Origin of the sequence: Desulfosporosinus sp. SYSU MS00001 (assembly GCF_049943955.1) — a bacterium.
In the GTDB taxonomy this organism is placed as follows: domain Bacteria; phylum Bacillota; class Desulfitobacteriia; order Desulfitobacteriales; family Desulfitobacteriaceae; genus Desulfosporosinus.
In genome coordinates this window covers 471,894-490,592 of sequence record NZ_JBNFTW010000002.1, presented here as the reverse complement: position 1 = coordinate 490,592, position 18,699 = coordinate 471,894, and the positions used below count along the sequence as shown (strand labels likewise).

The window sequence follows — 18,699 nt, the reverse complement described above, 5'->3', positions numbered from 1 at the left end:
AGTTAATTCTTTCAGATCAGTAAATGTGTTAAAATTCCTTGTCCATGTTGCAGTCGTTCTAAGACAACTTACAGCTTCACTAAATTTTCTGTAGCGCTTGGCATGAGATCGACATACTTTTGGACATATAAACTTGGAATGACTGCATACATAGCGGCACAATCCACGAGTTCCTTTTTCCAGGTACGCTCATTGGGCGCATGAGCCTGATCCTCATGACCAGGTCCAAAACCAATGCAAGGAATTCCATAACGACCCATAATGGAAACACCGTTTGTGGAGAAGGTCCACTTATCAACAACGGGGTCCTTGCCAAACAGTCCTTTGTAGGACTCTTCCAAGGTCGTGCTAACCGGATGTCCGGCCTCAATCAACCAAGTTGGGAAATACGATTCGGTAGGATAAACGAGATTCGTATAAGATGGTCGTTCATAAGTGTACATACTTACTTCGGCATTTGCCGCTTTGACAGAAGGAAGATTTCTTATTTGTTGAAGTGCGAATTCCCAGGATTCTCCGGCTGTTAAACGACGGTCGACCGAAATCCAGCAACTATCAGCTACGGCGCAACGTGATGGCGAAGTGTGGAAAATCTCTGAAACTGTTAAACTGCCCTTACCTAAGAAAGGATGATCCGTCAAGTTTTCATGTAAACTGCGAAGTTCCGTCAGAATCGGAGCCATTTTATAAATAGCATTATCTCCTCGTTCAGGAGCAGAACCATGGCAGCTAACGCCTTTCGTCATCACTTTAATTTCCATCCGTCCCCGATGCCCGCGATAAATTTTGCCATCAGTGGGTTCGGTTATGACCACAAATTCAGGGACAACTTTATCTTCTTTAATAATATATTGCCAGCATAAACCATCGCAGTCTTCTTCTTGCACAGACCCGACAACCACTAATGTATATTCATCTTCTAAACCAAGATCTTTAATAATCTTGCCGGCATAAACCATGGAGGCCATACCTCCGGTTTGGTCCGATGCGCCGCGGCCGATAATAATCTCTTCATCTTCGTACCCTTGATAGGGATCATATTTCCAAAGTCCCGGATCGCCGACTCCCACGGTATCAATATGGGCATCCATGGCTATAAGGTGTTTGCCATGACCGATATACCCGAGGACATTACCCATAGGGTCAATATCTACTCGATCAAACCCTACTTTAATCATTTCTTCTTTGATTCGCAGCACGACATCTTTTTCATCACAGCTCTCGCTTGGTATGGCGATAAGATCACGTAAGAAACGGCTCATTTCAGGTTCATACTTTTTGGCCAATTCCAGAACTTTTGCAAAATCGGTATCCAAAATAAATTCCCCTTTCACTACGTTTGGATTGTGGATTTTCGACCGTCATAGGTATTATGATCGTTCCCTTATAGATTAATGCAAGATTCATGCCACTTCCAGATACCTTATTTCTTTACAGTTAAGGGCTCTAAGCAGTTTGAATTTAATCAACAACATAGATATTTTAACTGCAATCTCAAATTGAGACCGTATAGTTAATGAAATAAACGTTGGAATGTTCTCGACCAGTGCCACAAGCAGAATCGAAGCCTCTAATCTCATTTTGAGACATTCGTCAAGTTTTGATACAGGAAAATGCCTCGTTATCTTCACCATCAAGCCTAAAAAAAGGTTTTATTTTCTCCAATTTGATACTCCTTTATCTTTCGATAAAGGGTAGCCCTACTAATCCCAAGCATATTGGCTGCATCTTCCTTATGCCCCTCTGTTTCGGCAATAGTCAGGGCTTTCGTAATAGCCTCTCGTTCAAGCTGTTTTAAGTTCAAAGAGCTGCTTTTAGGCTCCGCTTTAAGACCATCTCTAATACGTTGGGGGAGATTGTCAATGGTAATAAAGTCTCCTACAACCATGGTTACACAGTATTCGATGACGTTGCCTAATTCCCGAACATTACCCGGCCAAGGATAATGGGTTAATTTTACCATTGCTTCAGGTGTTAGGTCTTTGACCGCTTTTTCTGTTACGGAGGAATAATAATCCAAATAGAATTGAACTAGAACAGGAATATCTTCTTGACGCTCGCGCAAGGGAGGAATCATTAAAGGAATAACATTGAGCCGATAGTATAGATCTTCGCGAAATTCGCCAGTCTTCACCATCTCTTCAAGATCACGGTGAGTCGCGGCAATCACTCGAACGTCTAAAGGAATCGAACGTGTACTGCCGATACGTTCAACTCGGCGCTCCTGTAAAACTCTTAAAATCTTAACCTGTAAATGCAGAGGCATGTCGCCGATTTCGTCCAGAAAGATTGTCCCATTATGTGCCAGTTCAAATTTCCCCATCTTTCCGCCCCGCCGTGCACCGGTGAAGGAGCCCTCTTCATAGCCGAAGAGTTCACTTTCCAATAAGTTTTCAGGAATTGCCCCGCAGTTAATCGCAATAAAAGCATGCCCTTTACGATTGCTGCTCTGATGAATAGCCCGTGCCAGCAATTCTTTGCCTGTCCCGCTTTCTCCTTGAATTAATAGCGTAGCCTTACTGGGGGCAACATGCAAAGCCATGGTTTTAAGCTCATTCATCTTCGCCGAATTGCCTATAATCTGGGAAAAATGAGTTTCAATTTCACTCACTGTTGCCTCTTTAACTAACTTTTTAATCTGCTGAATATCTTTAATCGTAATAACGGCACCTTCAATGACTTCATTGTTCTTAATCGGAACAACATCACAATAAAGCTGAGTAGCTACACGTTTCCCTCGGATTGGACCAGAAAACTGTTCTCCTCTTTCCACAGCCAGCCATAACTTTTTATCATCTAATAACTGATAGAGCTCTAATTCCTGGTCCACTTCAATATCCAGCAGCTTTCTGGCATGAGCGTTAAAATGGGTTACTTTCTTCTGGTCGTTAATTAATAAAATACCATCAGGCAATAAATTAAGCACTGTAAGCAACTGACTTGTCAGAAGCTCACGCTCACGGTTTTGGTGACTTTCCACCACTTTGCCTACAAGAAGCTCAGACATCTTTTCCAGAAAACTCAAAAGCGATTGTTTATTATCCATCAAGCGATTGGTCTGCTCTTCATCAAAGCTTACCAGGCCTATCACACCAATAATATGATCATCGGCACGAATAGGAATCGCCACTTCGGCAAACTCAAGACAATTCCCCCGACAAGTACACGGCTTACAAAGCTCATTGTAACCGGGATTATCAATAATTACCGGGTCTCCGGTTTTCATAACATGACGATAAACAAAGCCATCATTCATTGGACTCCCGGAGCGAATCTTATACTTGCCTGTGCCGGCAACCCTAATTAAATCGGCGTCGGCAATTTCAACCTCGATTTTTAAAGCCGCAGCAATAGCATCTGCAGTCTGCTGTACTGTTGTTTTTATGTCACTTAGGTGATACATCTTAGCACCTCAATAATAATTCACTACATGATTACATTATATACAACTCTTAGTCTCATTTCGAGACTCGAAGTCCATTTACGGCAAAATTTGAAAAACAAAGGCAGCGAACTCATAAAGAAGGGAGCACTATTGATCTCAATAAGTGCTCCTTATATTCGAAACTTACGCTTGATTAAGAATTGCTGCTTTAGCGGCCTGTTGACGGCAATTCTCCATCCCAAACAATGCTTAGATATTTATAAGGATCAGTATTCCCTTCCGTGTTAAAGATGAGAATCTGTGATTGATCATTGATATTTAACTGCTCTCTGGCAGCTTTAAAGGCCTTATCCCTTAAAAAGGAGCCTAAGAGCCCTGCCGTCACTGCCCCAGATTCTCCGGATATAATCCTGGGATCTCCAAGCAAGGGATTCGCCAAAACTCTCATTCCTCTGGCAGCAACCCAATCCGGTGAAGAGACAAACATCTGGCTGTAGTCTCTGAGAATATTCCAGCCAATAAGATTCGGTTCGCCGCAAGCCAATCCTGCCATAATCGTCGACATATCTCCGCCGACGACCCGTGGCCTGCCATCTCCGGCAAGAGCAGACTTATATAAGCAATCCGCTTTATTAGCTTCAACCACTACCGTCTTAGGGCGATCCTCTTGAAAGAGTGAGGCGAAATACCCTTGCACCGATCCGGCCAAGGCCCCCACACCGGCCTGCACAAAGATATGAGTCGGTTTCTCTATGCCAAGGTTATTTAGTTCTTCCTGTGCTTCAGCCGACATAGTACCATAGCCCTGCATAATCCAAGAGGGAATTTCTTCATAACCTTCCCAGGAAGTATCCTGGACAACCACCCAGCCATTTTTTTCTGCTTCCTCAGCCGTCATGCGAACAGCATCATCATAATTCAGGTCCGTAATTGAAGCTTCTGCGCCCTCTTCTCTGATTTTATCCAAACGGAACTGGGATGATCCTTTCGGCATATAAACAACTGATTTTTGTCCTAATTGACGGGCAGTCCAGGCTATACCCCGGCCATGATTACCGTCCGTCGTTGTGGCGAAGGTTATATCGCCTAATTGTTCCTTAACTTCCGGGGAAGTTAGAACTTGATAAGGAAGCTCACTAATATCTTTATGGAGTCGCTGGGCAAGATATCGCCCAATAGCATAGGAACCTCCTAAAGCCTTAAAGGCATTTAACCCAAAACGAAAGGATTCATCCTTGACATAAATACCTTTCACCCCATAATTTGAGGCCAATCTATTTAACGACCGCAGAGGTGTAGGCTGATAATCAGGAAACGTCTCATGAAATCGTCTCGCTTTATCAATTTCATCTTTACTGAAAAGTTTGGTGGAAGAACCTTTGCCATAAGTTTTTAACATGTTATTTTTAATCCATTTAATTTCGTCACTCATGATAATCGCTCCTATTCCAAAATTACTATCGAAAACAATTTCTTGTTGAAACCCTTAGATTTTATCTCCCCCTAAATGAATTGTTCTCATTTAAATCAAGGAATATTTCATGCAATTATCATGCCAACTTTTAATGTGTCAGAGGTGTCAGAGGTGTGTCAGAGGGACGGTCCTTTTGACACGCTTTTTTCTTCTAACACACTTTGATAACATGCTATTGCGTTAATAATTTTTTCTGGGTTAAATTTTGGATTTCTGCATTGATTAATATTTCCAATAGAGTAAATCTGGAGATATACCTCTAGAATCAAACTATTTTTTTACCGAAATTAATCTCATTACAAAACCCAATATAGCAAAGAACCAGAACCAATCTTATGTTAAAAAACGAAAAAGACGATCCGCTTAATTTATCAAACTGATCGTCCCAATTTACTAACTTTTGAACTGATTCAACAGGCAAACTCTTTAAGACCTAACTCTCTCAACCATTCCTCTATTAATTCCGAGCAATTTGGCAATAGAGACCACCGATAGATTTGTGTTGGTTCGTAAATTTCTTATTACTGAAGTTCTAAAATTTTTGTCCGTTTTAATCATGTCTAAACTCATTTCTAACCAATTCTGGTTCAGGTATTTATGTAGATATACTTTACCATCCTGGATAGTTCGAATTGTACCCTCACCTTCATTGTCGTCCATATAGAGATTAGTATCATTATCATTTTCGTTTGAGAATTTAATAAACTCATTGATTGCATCCTTTTGATCTTCGGCAAACATTTTTAGGATATATAGAACATCCACAATCGTTGCCCCTTCTCTGTTCTGGTTTAAGTACCATTGGTAACTGCTCCACTGATACTGTTCGGCACGTTGTACTAAAAAGGCCTTTTGCGGATTCTGGTGAATATAGCGAATAACTGCTAATAGGGACCTGTCATTTTCAATTACCTCACTTCTATAGCGGCCCTGAAATACATGCCCTACACGACCATACTTTTTGTTGAAATGCATCGCATAGCTAGTTGCAATTCCCTTCATTAAAATTGAAATGTCATTATCGGTATCTTTTAGTGCTAAATGAACATGATTATCCATAAGACAATAAGCATATAAAATAAGCTTATTGTCAGTTTGCTTTTTATTAACAAAATTAATAAATCTTTGACGATCTTCATCGTCTAAGAATATATTTTTGCGTTCGTTCCCTCTGAGCATAATATGATAACATCCAGAATTACTATATCTCCGTTGTAATCTGGTCATTTAGATTCTCCCTTTCATCCCCTTTCCGTTCAGCATATCCACCATTTACCAAGATGTCAATATAATGTAATTGGTGTGTCAGGGGGGTGTGTCAGGGGGACGGTCCTTGCAACACACCTTCAACACATTCTGAGCTACCACTTACTTAAAGTTTTCTTTTTAGCATTTGAAAAAGCCATTTTTTCACGAAAACTCAATTAGTACAATGAAGTTCTTTGATATTATCCATTAACTCTTCTTTACTCCCATTACATGCAGCAGAAAAATACTGTCCTTGATATTCCCAAGTAATCATGTTCATAACCGAGCCAAAATTAAACTCGCGAAATACCCCTTTAACTTCACTTCCTGCAAACGTAAAATACATATCTTCACCAGATTCTTGAGAAGGGTTGTTAGTTTGAGGACCTTTTCCTTGGGTAAGTGTTAAATGGGCTATTGGTTCTCCTTTTTTCTTATAAAGGCTCACTACCGCTTCTTGCTTATCAGAAAAACGAACCCATTGGTGTTTGACGCTAAAATTTTTGGTTTGAAAACAATACATTGGACATGACAAACGCCGGCTTGCTTCTTCGAGAGAAATCTCTATGAACGGATGAATCTCTTCGCTCTCTTCCTCATCAATCTTAACCCCTTCAGGAATCTCTAATTCAAAAGAAGAGTCTGGAATACCCTGATTTACTTTCAATTCTTTGACAAGTGTTCTGAGTATAAGTTTTCCTTCTGAATTATAACGTTCTGTTACTAAGAGCATCCAGGAAACCTTATCCAGCCATACATGAGTATTCATGTCCTTCATATTATCTACTTTTTCCATAAATTGAATGTGCAAGGCAGGACGGCCTTCAATGTACTCCGTCCCTAATACTTTACAATTCTTATCAGCGGCCAATTTCTTCAGAGCATCAAGGTAATTTGGTCCCATTTGCTTACCTATCTCTTGACTAAACTTTAACCTTCTTGCCTTTTGACTCGATTTTGTCCAACATAACATTTCCTGCCCTCGAACGGTCGTGATCGTTTCATCAACCATCGGATTGGAAGACTCAATTCGAAGTTGTCCAGGTCGCTTAAACCAAATATGAGAAGAAATCGTTCCAGGTCCTGTTTCTTTAAAATAAGTTTGTTCTTGCACCATTTCATAGTCTTGGATCTGATCCCTTAGTTTCAGAGCCTTATCCGCTATCTCTTGGGAGGAAAGAGTAAGTCGTCCTGTTAAGGAATGAAGCAACGTTAAAAAGTTTTTATGCCTAGACAACTCCATCAACCACTCAGAATTATTTGACCATTGTTTTTCAAAATCCGCCCTCTCTTCTGAGGGCATTGTACCTTCTAAATAGTCATAAAATTGTTCCATTGTCGGCCATTTTTTTTGTTCATTACTCACGATCCAACTCCCCTTGTCATCGTTATTCTCCAAAGTGCAGCGGTTCTTGACCGTTTCCGCTCCTAACCAATCCCGAAGCTCCTTGCGCAAACGTTCTCTTGCCCGAAATAGCCGTGATTTAACCGTTCCCAATGGCAATCCATATTCTTTTGCCATATCATGCAGAGATTTGCCCCAGACATCCACCTCGATGAAAACTTGCTGTTGTTCAAAAGGTAACATCTGAAGAACACGAAATAATTCAACTTTCAAAGTTACTTGTTCATCAGGGGCAGCGCATTGATCAATTAGAAGCTCGGCATTTAGGCCTTCCGTTTCTTTCTGCCTCATTCTAAGGATTAAATACACCTCATTCATCAGAACTCTCCGGAACCATGCCTTGAAAGCTTCCGGTGTCTCTAATGTCGGGAGGAACTTGAAAACTTTAATCAGAGCATTCTGCAAAGCGTCTTCCGCAAGATCCTGATCACGAAGCAACATCTTTGCTTGACTTAGAGCTGACGGATAGACATTTCGCAAAAGAGACTCCCACGCTTCTTTATTCCCGCTTTGTACATCCCTAACAAATTCCGAGACCTGATCCAAAACCTTGTTTCTCCCTTCGTCCTGAGTTCACTCTTAAGATGCTTTTATCGTTTAGAAAGTTCCATTCTTTTTAAAAAAAATTGGTGATAAATATCTTCTCGATAATATCACCAAAACTAAAATATGAAAATTTATGTCTCTCCAAAAACATATTAGGAATCGTTTTGCAAACGTGTTAGAAGGACCGTCCCCCTGACACGCCCTGACACGTTAAAAGAGCGTGTCGAAAGGACCGTCCCCCCGACACGCTTGAATTACTCTGCCAGGCCGGTTCTGGCGTTAAACTGTTCAATAAGTTTGTCTAATTCTGGTCCCATCTGATGGAGTCTGCCCCAGTAATTGTCATAATCGTACCATTGGGCATTTAGTTCGTCTAAATCATACATTTGTTGTTCAATCCAGGTGTAATACTTCAGATTGTGAATACGTTTTTTGCTCTGGTAGGTTAATTCCTCCATGCTGTCTGTTCTGACACCTAAGACATTGCGGTTATGATCGATGGCAGCATGAATCAGGCTATATTCTTGACCTCTTTCTTCTTCCATCTCTTTTAAACGGGATTGATACATTTCAGCTGAATCAGTAAGGACGGTCATGACAATATCATCCTCTGTCAGCTCATAGTATTTAGCGAATTTTATAGCCGATAAAATATTAGCCGCTCCGGAAATTCCGACCCATGGGAGTTTGGCTATAACGTCTTCAGCGATACCTTGCTCTTTCAAATAGGTTTGTCCCGCTGCTTCATTAAAGAGCCGGAACATTCCCAAACTATCATTGTCATCGATGGCAATCACCATATCCGTGTTCTTAACATTATGGATCCAAGGAATATGTTTGTCACCGATCCCTTCGATTCTATGATCACCGAAACCATTATTTAACAATGTAGGACATTGCAAAGCTTCCCCGACGGCTAATTTGGCTTTGGGATATTGGTCTTTCAAGTAATCTCCGCAACCCAAAGTACCTGCTGACCCAGAGGTTAAACATACTCCAGCAAGTCTTCCCTTAGGACCGGCCTCAGCTTTGATGATCTCCTGCATGGCATTGCCGGTTACTTCATAGTGCCAAAGATGATTGCCAAGTTCTCCAAACTGATTGAAAATCACGACGTTATCACGGGTTCTTTTCAACTCCCAAGTTTTATCATAAATTTCCTTAACATTGCTTTCACAACCGGGAGTGGCAATAATTTCACCGGCCACAGTTTTCAGCCATTCAAAACGCTCTTTACTCATGTTCTCAGGTAAAATGGCAATTGATTTACAGCCCAGCAAGGCCGAATTATAAGCGCCGCCGCGGCAATAATTGCCTGTTGAGGGCCAGACAGCCTCATGATATTTGGGATCAAATTGACCAGTTACCAAGCGCGGGACTAAACAGGCAAAGCTTGCACCAACCTTATGGGCACCTGTTGGAAAATATTTGCCTGCCATGGCAATAATTCTTGCTTTAACGCCGGAAATGGCAGAGGGAATTTCAAGATAGTTCGGCAAAGAATTATAAAGTCCACCTTCTTTGACCGGCTCATTTTTCCAGGAAATTCGGAAGAGATTAATGGGATCGACATCCCATAAACCAGTCTTTTTCAATTTATCTTTTACTTTCGCAGGAATTTTATTGGGATCTTTCATTTGAGCCAGCGTTGGAATTAAAATATCTCGTTCTTTAACACTCTGGGCCGTTTTTGCGAGCTGCTCTTCATTAATCGTTAAATCAATTAAGTTTTTCATAGTCTTTCCTCCTTTATGATAACGAGTGAACTCGTTCAGCTAAAGCCGAACATCGTGTCTTCGGTGACGATAGTGTCCTGTGGACACTTTCGCCGAAAGCGCCAAGCCCATAACAATTTCTATCGCGCTAAAGGGATGGACTCTACTCCCACCAAAGCAATGTATCGGAACCCTACCTATAATTTTCCCATCAATTCGTCAAGGGAAGGCCCTACTTTTATAGGTTCACCCACTGCAGCGATGGCATTTTTGACATCTTTAAGGCCATTACCTGTCACTATAGCCACAACGGTTTCATCGGCCCCTATGACACCCTTTTTAACTAAAGCCTTCAGTCCTGCCATTCCAGTTACCCCCGCCGGTTCGCCGAAAATCCCGCTGGTTCTTCCCAGCTCTCGCATGGCTTCCAGGATTTCCTCATCGGGCACAGCGATCATCGTCCCCCCGGATTCGCGCACAGCACGCAAAGCCTTGTCCGGATTACGCGGCACACCTACAGCGATACTGTCTGCTAACGTGTTTTCCTCCGCCGGCTGCCAGGGGCGATTTTCTAAGAAGGCATCGACGAGGGGGCAGCATCCCGTTGATTGAACCCCGACAATCTTGGGCAGGCGCTCAATCCAGCCGGCTTGATAGAGATCTTTAAAGCCCTTCCAAACTCCGGCGATCGTACATCCGTCACCGACAGAAAGCACAACCCAATCAGGAACCTCCCAGTGAAACTGCTCGGCAATTTCCAGAGCCACTGTTTTTTTGCCTTCAACAAGATAAGGATTTATAGCGGCATTGCGGTTATACCAGCCGAAACGCTCGATAGCTTCAGCAGATAATCTGAAGGTGTCTTCATAAGAGCCTTGAACACTGATAACCTTAGCACCGAAAATTAACAATTGCGCTACTTTTCCCTGGGGAGCGCGGCTGGGGACAAAAATAACACTTTTCAGTCCCATGGCAGCAGCACTTCCTGCCAAAGATGAGGCGGCATTTCCCGTCGAAGAGCAGGAAACCGTTGGGGCCTTTTCCTCCACGGCTTTAACAACGGCAATAATCGAAGCACGGTCCTTTAAAGACGCTGTAGGGTTTTGCCCGTCATCTTTAATATACAGATTACTCATTCCTAACTGCTTGCCAAGTCCAGGCGGCTTATACAATGGGCTCCAGCCCACTCTCAGATGAGGCCGGGGAGTTTCCGGACGGATTGGAAGAAACGGCAGATAACGAAAGATTGAGTAATCTTTCGATTGTGATAATTTTTCCCGCGACGTCATCCTGTTTAGCGCTGAATAGTCATAGATAACATCCATAATTCCAGCTTTCGAACCGCAGGTCGGACAAGTATATACACCCGGTTCAGGGGCTAATTCTTTACCGCATTGAATACAGCGCAATCCCAATACATTTTCCATCTCCGTCACCTCAAATCCTATTCCAAATTGCTTGGGCCAATTCACGAGAACGAGCACAGATCGCTTCTTCGTCAATATCAACAAGTACCCTGTCTAGCATACGCACTCTTCCGTTAATCACCGTTGTTTCCACGTTATGACCGGAAACACCGAAAAGAAGATGTCCGCTCCAATTCGTCTCGTTCAAAGGCGTTGCAGGGATATAATCGACAACAATCACATCTGCCCAGGCTCCTGGGGTCAGTTCACCAAACGTTCCGCCGAATAAATCGGAAGCGATTAGGGGGTTATTGCCATATAACATTTGAGGAACTTCTGCCCAGGCCACACTGGGATCTGCGGCGGCATGCTTTTGCAGAACATTTTCTACTTTTGCACTTTCAAACATATCACAGGTATACCCATCTGTTCCCAAGCCGACTCTTACACCCTTATCCAACATTTTAAGAACCGGTGTTACACCAACTGCATTTCCCATGTTGGACTCAGGATTATGAACAACCTGAGTTTTGGAAGCTTTTAGAAGTTCTATTTCTCGATCATTGACATGGACACAATGTGCCGCGATAGATTTAGGCCCAAGGATTCCGAATTTCTCAAAGCGCTCAACAACCCTCATCCCGTGATTCGTCAAACAATCGTTTACGTCTTCAATACCCTCTGCCACATGAACATGAAATCCAGCCCCAAGTCGTTTCGCTTCATCACTGCACTGCTGCAGCGTTTTGTCTGATAAGGTCAAAGAAGCGTGAAGCCCAAACAATCCGGCAGTCATGGCATCGGGAGTTCCTTGACAGGCTTTAATAAAATCAGCATTCTCTTTAATACCTTCTTGGGCGATAGACTCGCCGTCACGGTCCGAAACCTCATAGCAAAAAGCGGCACGTACTCCTATCTCTTTAGCAGCCTTAGCTAACGCTGACAGGCTGCCTGTTACCGCATTTGGGCTGGCATGGTGATCAACAATCGTCGTTGTGCCTGTTTTAATACACTCAATAAGCGGAGTCAGAGCGCTGTAGTAAACATCCTCTATGGTCAGCAATTTGTCCAGTTTCCACCAAAGTCCTTCCAGGATATCGCGGAAATTGCGCGGTGGTTTGCTTTTAGCATCCATCCCCCGAGCAAATGTACTATAGAGATGCATATGAGTATTAATCAATCCCGGCATAATTAACTTTCCATGAGCGTCAATAAACCGAGCTTCAGGAAAACGTGTCTGCAGCTCTTGAGAGGGCCCAACTTCGATAATCTTGCTGTCCTGAATTAACACTCCGCCTTGAGGAATAACCTGGTTGCTCTTACCTAAGGTTAATACCATTCCATTCCCGATTATAAGCATTACTTAACTCATCCTCCCTTTAATAGTTCACTTTAGATATGATTAATTAGATTTATTTATCCTATCTGGGGAGATGAACGCTCTCCCATTAACCTGGTTAGCGAAATCGCCTGACTCGAGCACATTGCCTGACATAGCCCGCAGCCAATACATCGCCTTATATCAACCTCCGGCAACCCCTCTGTCCAAAAAACAGCATCATGCCCCCCGGTTCGGCAGACATCATAACAATCACCACACCGATTGCAGCGGTCCGCGTTAATATGAGAAACTACTTGTATCCCTCTCGGAAGATGAGAGTGTCCCACAAGATACGGCAGAGAACGCCCAATAACATCTGTTAGGCTCTGAAAGGACTTTTCCTCCATCCACCCTTGTAATCCCATAATTAATTCATGAATAATTCCGACGCCAAAGCGTAAAACCGCCGTACAGAGCTGCAAAGAACTTGCTCCCAGCAGAAGAAATTCTGCACCATCCTGCCAGGTGGTAATTCCACCGCTCGCTGCAATGTCGAGATTTAACTTTTGCGCAATTTCCGCAGTACATCTTAAGGCAATGGGCTTTAGGGCCGGTCCGGAAAGCCCTCCGTATGTAGAAAGCCCAGCGATATTTGGGGTGGGAATCAGGGTATCTAAATCCACTCCAGTAATGCTTTTCAGGGTATTTAAGGCACAGACACCCTCTGCTCCGCTGCGTTCAACCGCAGCAGCAGTAGCAAGAATATCCGAATCTTGCGCCGATAACTTAACAACAACAGGAACCTTCCCCGCTGCTTCCTTAACCCAACCTGTGATTTCTTCCGTGCTGGCCGGCTCTTGAATTTTCGAACCTAGTCCCCAATCAGCCCCATGGGGAAAGGAAATACTGCATTCCAATAAGTCCGCTCCCGCCGCCGCCATACGGTGAGCCAACATTTGCCAATCGCCCTTATTGTTGGCAATAATGCTTGGAATGACAGCCTTAAACGGAAAACGTTTTTTTAAATAACGAATAGTTTGCTCAATCTGTTCAACGGAATGCTCTGAGATTAAGTCAATATTCTGGAGGCCCAGAAAACCTTTAAGATGTTCCACCTTCATGACTAAGGGAAATACACGCCTGACTACGCTGGAGTCAATGCTGATTGTCTTTAAAACAGCGCCTGCCCAACCAGCTTCAAAGGCCCTAACTAACCGGTCGACTTGATCTGTACTTGGAGAAGGAGCCAAAATAAAGGGGTTTTCAAGTTGAAATCCGCAATAATCCACTGATAAATCAACTGGCATTTTTAATTCCCCTTTTAACACCCATAATTAGAGAGCATTATAACGTGGGAAAGAAGCAGCTTCTTTCCCACGAAATGTCTTAAGCATTCATTCCTGCATTATCGGCCAGTTCCTTTTGGGCCTCTTCGCCGCCTTTGCTGCCGTTAAACAGGGCATTGAGGATAACAGCCGCCACGGAACCTAGAGTAATGCCACTGTGCAAAATAGTTTGACTCCAATCAGGGAATAACTTAAAGAAATTTGCGTCAACAACCGGAATAACACCCAATCCTATACTAATAGCTACGATAAAAATGTTGTTGGGTCTTTTTTCGAAGTCGACTTTGGACAATGTTTTAATTCCATTGGCAGCAACAATACCAAACATAGCAATCCCAGCACCACCGAGTACAGCATTTGGCAGGGAAGCAATAATCGTCGCTAATTTAGGAAAGAAACCCATAACTACTAAAATCGCACCGGAGGTAGCAACTACAAAACGGCTTTTAACCCCGGTCAGGCCCACAAGACCAACGTTTTGAGCAAAGGCAGTATAAGGGAAGGCATTTAATATACCTCCAAGAGTCGTTGCCAACCCATCAGCACGCAGCCCTGCAGTTAGTTCCTTTTCTCCGATTGGTTTATCAACCATTACACCTATTGCCAGGAAATCTCCCGTAGACTCCACCATAACCACTAACATAACAATAATCATAGCAATGATAGACCCAAGATCAAACTTCGGCATCCCAAAAGCAAAAGGATAGTCGATGCCTAACCAAGCGGCAGAGGAAACCCCCGAGAAGTTCACAAGCCCTACGGGCATGGCGATGATAAGACCAATAATTAACCCTAGAAGCACTGAAATATGAGCAATGAACCCACGGAAAAACCTATTGATTAAAAGAATAGCGACAAGAACTATGGCTGCAACCCCAATATAAGTCATGCTTCCATAATGAGGGTCTCCGGTACCGCCGGCTGCCCAGGCAATGCCTACAGGCAACAGGGAGATACCAATTACCGTGATAACGCTTCCTGTGACAATAGGCGGGAAAAATCGAATCAACTTACTAAAGAAAGGGGCTAAAAGAAAGGTACATATACCGGCTATAATAATTGATCCGTAGATCGTCTCCATGCCTCCTGTTTTGGCCATAATAATCATCGGAGTAACAGCAGCGAAGGTCACACCTTGGATAACAGGAATCTTAATGCCTATTTTCCAAATTCCCAACGTCTGCAGCAAGGTGGCAATCCCACAAGTAAACAGATCTGCGTTAATAAGAAAAGCGGTTTGAGCTTTAGTTAACCCAGCGGCTCCGGCAATAATCAAGGGCACCGCTACCGCCCCGGCATACATCGCCAGTACGTGCTGCAAGCCAAACACAAAAAGTTTAGCTGCTGGCATCATTTCGTCAACAGGCGCTACAGAATGTTGTGTGTTAGCCATTTTTTTCCTCCTCGTTGTTTACTGCAGGATAACTGCTTTAAGCGCACACCTCCGTCCTCAAAACCTTGAATAGTTCCTGCTTTCAAATTCAGGGTTCCTCTCCTTGGACATAGATTGTTCCTAGATGAAAAGTTAGCAATATTCGTGCCAATCTGATAATACCTTATTTAATCCGACATTTACCTTACTTATCAGAGATTAAAAGCCATATCATTATCAAAGTGATAAGATTTTAAGATCATCTCTTTCTCTATCTCCAGTAATGAAACCATGTCAAATCGATAAGATAATTATCATATTGATAAGACTACCCACCCCTTTTTATCGAAGCTTAATCCTGAGGTATTTACATAAAGAGGTCCAACAAATTGTTCGACCCCTTTATATATGTCCCTAAAATTAAACTTTATACAGATAAGGATATTGTTGAATAACTGTCCACATAAAGGCTGCAAGGGAGCCATCAATAGGAGCATCCGTACGCCCGGTTTGATCAAAAGCTACCTCTATAACTTCTCCCTTTAGGCGAAGTTTAACGATAGGTTCCTTCCCATCCTTAAGGATTACAAACCCGGTATTCAAGGAATCTGCAAATTCCTTTTCACTCCAATATAATGTCATCTTTACTTTATATGGCGCATCATCATAAGGACAGAACGTCTCACAATTGCCGCACTCATTACACATGCCATCAACATGGAGAATTTGATTGCGATTCGTTAGTCCTTCACCTTCCACCGGAATCATTAAATTAGCACGATTCGGACACACCTCGGAACAAATATTGCAGATATAATTGCATTCCAGGCAGCGTCCTGTTTCTTCTTCTCCATCACAGACCGGCTGCAGAACTGCTTTTTTAGTCCGTACTTCAAGTAATTGTTTTTCCTTATCGAAGGAAATCCTGGAAGCATATTCCTGACTGAATTCCAAATGTTCTTTGGCAAGGATCGCCTTAGCAACTTTTGTACCATGAGAAATAGCACCAACCACAGTCCAAGGGCCGACTAAGGCATCCCCGCCGATAAAGACATTCTCGACGTTCGTTTCTAATGTATCTTCATTAACCTTAATTTTCCCCTTTTCTCCGACTTCAATCCCATTCGTCTTCAGGAGGTCATAATCAATCAGCTCGCCAATTGCCGACAAGACCGTGTCAACCGGAAGCTCTTCATAAATCCCTTCCCGCGGAACCGGACTCCGTCGTCCAGAAGCATCAGCCGGCCCCAAATCCATAACTTGGCACTTAAGAACCCCGCCGCTTAAAGATACCGGAGCCAGAAGCTCCTTAAAGATCACGCCATCCTTTTGAGCATAGGCCAATTCCTCCTCGTCAGCAGGCATGTAATCTTTCGTTCGACGATAGACAATAGAGACTTCTTCAACTCCCGGAACCCGAAGGGCTGCTCGTGCAGCATCCATAGCTGAATTTCCGCCCCCGACCACCGCCACCCTCTTGCCAAGATTCAACCCTTGGCGATCCGTATTAAAAGCTTCCAAGAAAGGAATAGCTCCGCGGATACGCTCCATATCGCCCTGTATCGCTAAAGCATTTGTTCTTCCTGCCCCTATGGCTAAAACGACATAATTAAACCCTTGTGCCTTATAATCAGCCACCGAAACTTTCGGGTTGACTCCAAATTTAAACTTAACCCCCATAGACTCAATAAGTTCTATATCCTTCTTAATCGCCTCACGGGATATCCGAAAATCCGGAATAACAAATTCAACTGTTCCTCCAGCCTTTTCACGCTTATCAAAGACGGTGACATTCATACCTGCCTTGGCTAAGAAGTAAGCCGCGGAAAGTCCTGCCGGTCCCGCACCGATCACAGCGACACTAGCCTTTGACTGCGATTGGCCTTTGGAAACCTTTTGCATATAACCAGCAAAACCTTTTTCAGCCGCCACAAGTTTCTGACCCCGAATGTGCACTGATTCATCGTAATCCAGGCGTGTGCACTTCGTCATACAGGTGTGTGTACAAATCGTTCCCGTAGTAAAAGGCAGCGGATTCTTAGAGACAATAACGTCAAAGGCTTCCTCATAACGTTTTTCGCCGACCAGGCGCAAGTACTCGGGAACGTCTTGTTCGATCGGGCATCCCTTTTCGCAAGGTGCAATAAAGCAATCTAACAGCGGCAATTTGAGCGAAGTTTTCCTGCTGAGCATATCCCGAGACTCCTTGATATGATTGGCATCATCAAAAGCACTTTCCGCTAAGGCTTTAAGCTTCTTCATATCTAAGCGGCTTGATTCTTGATTATCCAAAAGCGGTTCCAGACGTTCAGCTAATTGTTGGAAGCGTTGATAACCACCTGGTTTGAGCAGTGTTGTAGCTACAGTTATAGGTCGAATCCCCGCAGCAAAGATACGCTCAATATTAAAAGCGTCCGCACCGCCGGAATAAGAAATTTTAAGCTCCCCGTCAAACTCCGCCGCAAGTTTATATGCCAAATTAATTGTTAAGGGATAGAGAGCCCGGCCGGACATATACATTTCTTCTCCAGGCAGCTCATCCCGAGCTATCCTCACCGGCAGAGTATTCGATAGTTTAACGCCAAAGTCTTTCTTATTGTCCGCAGCAAAAACTTTCAGCCGCTTTAACATTTCTACGCCATCGCCGAATTGCAAATCATGAGTAAATGAAGCTTCTTTTAATTGAATATAGTCATACCCCATCTTGTCAAAGGTCTTGCGGACATACTCAAACCCTAATAATGTCGGATTCATTTTGACAAAGGTATGAAGTTTCTTTTCGCTAATCAGATACCGAATAATCGCTTCGATTTCAGTGGGCGGGCATCCGTGCATCGTCGATAGGGTGATGGAGTTGCATATCTGAGGCGAGATCTGGTCCACAAATGCGCTGTCCACATGTTTGAGCAGCCCCAATTCTTCCCGCAAGACGTCTTGACATTCCTGGAAAATCTTCGTTTTTGCGGCATCTTTCAAACCTTCAATAAACTCATCAACTTTAGGGGACTGAATGCCCTTCAAGTCATAGCCAACACTCATATTAAACATAAAGCGCCGCTCAGTTTGTTGAAAGAACTCTTTTTGTATAACGTGCAAGATGAACCAAGCTTTCACATATTCCGCAAAAGCGCCCATAATCGGAAGTTCTGTTGACCATTCTGTATTATAGCACTCGTCTTCGGCGGAAATACAAGGCTTGGCAATTTCCAACTCATCCATAATCTGAACAGATTTAAGCTCGAAAAAACGACTTCCGCTCATATAGGAAGCAATAATGTTTTGAGCCAATTGAGAGTGCGGTCCCGCTGCCGGTCCGACAGGAGTAGCGATGGCTTCCCCAAACAACTCCATATAATGATCGTTTGATTTTTTGAAGAATTTCTCTTCCGGAATACCAAATACCATCCCGCTGTGCTTATATTCCTCCATAACCCAATGAAGCAATTGTCTAAAGGGAATCAGAGCCATTTTGTCGCTCATA

Annotated in this window: 11 protein-coding genes; all 11 read right to left on the bottom strand. The window is 43.2% G+C overall.

Annotated elements, in window-relative coordinates; all coding sequences use genetic code 11:
- Nucleotides 1-68: 68 nt before the first annotated feature.
- Nucleotides 69-1,316, bottom strand: coding sequence for a YgeY family selenium metabolism-linked hydrolase (locus tag ACPUYX_RS05705; protein ID WP_426378742.1), 1,248 nt, complete (start codon nt 1,314-1,316; stop codon nt 69-71).
- 323 nt (nt 1,317-1,639) lie between these two features.
- Nucleotides 1,640-3,403, bottom strand: coding sequence for a sigma 54-interacting transcriptional regulator (locus ACPUYX_RS05700; RefSeq protein WP_426378741.1), 1,764 nt, complete (start codon nt 3,401-3,403; stop codon nt 1,640-1,642).
- Between the two features lie 190 nt (nt 3,404-3,593).
- On the bottom strand, nt 3,594-4,817 hold the full coding sequence (gene dpaL / locus ACPUYX_RS05695; protein WP_426378740.1) for a diaminopropionate ammonia-lyase: 1,224 nt from the start codon (nt 4,815-4,817) through the stop codon (nt 3,594-3,596).
- A 468-nt stretch (nt 4,818-5,285) separates the two neighbouring features.
- Nucleotides 5,286-6,086: a transposase gene (locus ACPUYX_RS05690; RefSeq protein WP_426378739.1), complete on the bottom strand. Its 801-nt coding sequence runs from the start codon at nt 6,084-6,086 to the stop codon at nt 5,286-5,288.
- 193 nt (nt 6,087-6,279) lie between these two features.
- A complete protein-coding gene (locus ACPUYX_RS05685; RefSeq protein ID WP_426378737.1) occupies nt 6,280-8,058 on the bottom strand; it encodes a sigma-70 family RNA polymerase sigma factor in 1,779 nt (592 codons plus the stop codon).
- A 254-nt stretch (nt 8,059-8,312) separates the two neighbouring features.
- Nucleotides 8,313-9,794 (bottom strand): pyridoxal-phosphate dependent enzyme, encoded by a 1,482-nt coding sequence (locus ACPUYX_RS05680; protein ID WP_426378736.1) that lies wholly within the window; start codon nt 9,792-9,794, stop codon nt 8,313-8,315.
- A 176-nt stretch (nt 9,795-9,970) separates the two neighbouring features.
- Complete coding sequence (thrC, locus tag ACPUYX_RS05675; protein ID WP_426378735.1) at nt 9,971-11,200, bottom strand: threonine synthase; 1,230 nt, start codon at nt 11,198-11,200, stop codon at nt 9,971-9,973.
- Between the two features lie 10 nt (nt 11,201-11,210).
- Complete coding sequence (gene ssnA, locus ACPUYX_RS05670) at nt 11,211-12,539, bottom strand: putative aminohydrolase SsnA (RefSeq protein WP_426378734.1); 1,329 nt, start codon at nt 12,537-12,539, stop codon at nt 11,211-11,213.
- 56 nt (nt 12,540-12,595) lie between these two features.
- A complete protein-coding gene (gene preA / locus ACPUYX_RS05665; RefSeq protein ID WP_426378733.1) occupies nt 12,596-13,807 on the bottom strand; it encodes an NAD-dependent dihydropyrimidine dehydrogenase subunit PreA in 1,212 nt (403 codons plus the stop codon).
- Between the two features lie 79 nt (nt 13,808-13,886).
- Nucleotides 13,887-15,239, bottom strand: a complete 1,353-nt coding sequence (locus ACPUYX_RS05660; protein ID WP_426378732.1) for a nucleobase:cation symporter-2 family protein — start codon at nt 15,237-15,239, stop codon at nt 13,887-13,889.
- Between the two features lie 399 nt (nt 15,240-15,638).
- Nucleotides 15,639-18,698, bottom strand: coding sequence for a putative selenate reductase subunit YgfK (gene ygfK, locus ACPUYX_RS05655; protein ID WP_426378731.1), 3,060 nt, complete (start codon nt 18,696-18,698; stop codon nt 15,639-15,641).
- Nucleotide 18,699 lies beyond the last annotated feature (1 nt).

Bases quoted from the DNA above. Each gene is read 5' to 3' on its own strand.
- thrC (WP_426378735.1), bottom strand. From the start codon at position 11,200: ATGGAAAATGTATTGGGATTGCGCTGTATTCAATGCGGTAAAGAATTA.
- preA (WP_426378733.1), bottom strand. From the start codon at position 13,807: ATGCCAGTTGATTTATCAGTGGATTATTGCGGATTTCAACTTGAAAAC.
- ACPUYX_RS05680 (WP_426378736.1), bottom strand. From the start codon at position 9,794: ATGAAAAACTTAATTGATTTAACGATTAATGAAGAGCAGCTCGCAAAA.
- dpaL (WP_426378740.1), bottom strand. From the start codon at position 4,817: ATGAGTGACGAAATTAAATGGATTAAAAATAACATGTTAAAAACTTAT.
- ygfK (WP_426378731.1), bottom strand. From the start codon at position 18,698: ATGAGCGACAAAATGGCTCTGATTCCCTTTAGACAATTGCTTCATTGG.
- ssnA (WP_426378734.1), bottom strand. From the start codon at position 12,539: ATGCTTATAATCGGGAATGGAATGGTATTAACCTTAGGTAAGAGCAAC.
- ACPUYX_RS05690 (WP_426378739.1), bottom strand. From the start codon at position 6,086: ATGACCAGATTACAACGGAGATATAGTAATTCTGGATGTTATCATATT.
- ACPUYX_RS05660 (WP_426378732.1), bottom strand. From the start codon at position 15,239: ATGGCTAACACACAACATTCTGTAGCGCCTGTTGACGAAATGATGCCA.
- ACPUYX_RS05700 (WP_426378741.1), bottom strand. From the start codon at position 3,403: ATGTATCACCTAAGTGACATAAAAACAACAGTACAGCAGACTGCAGAT.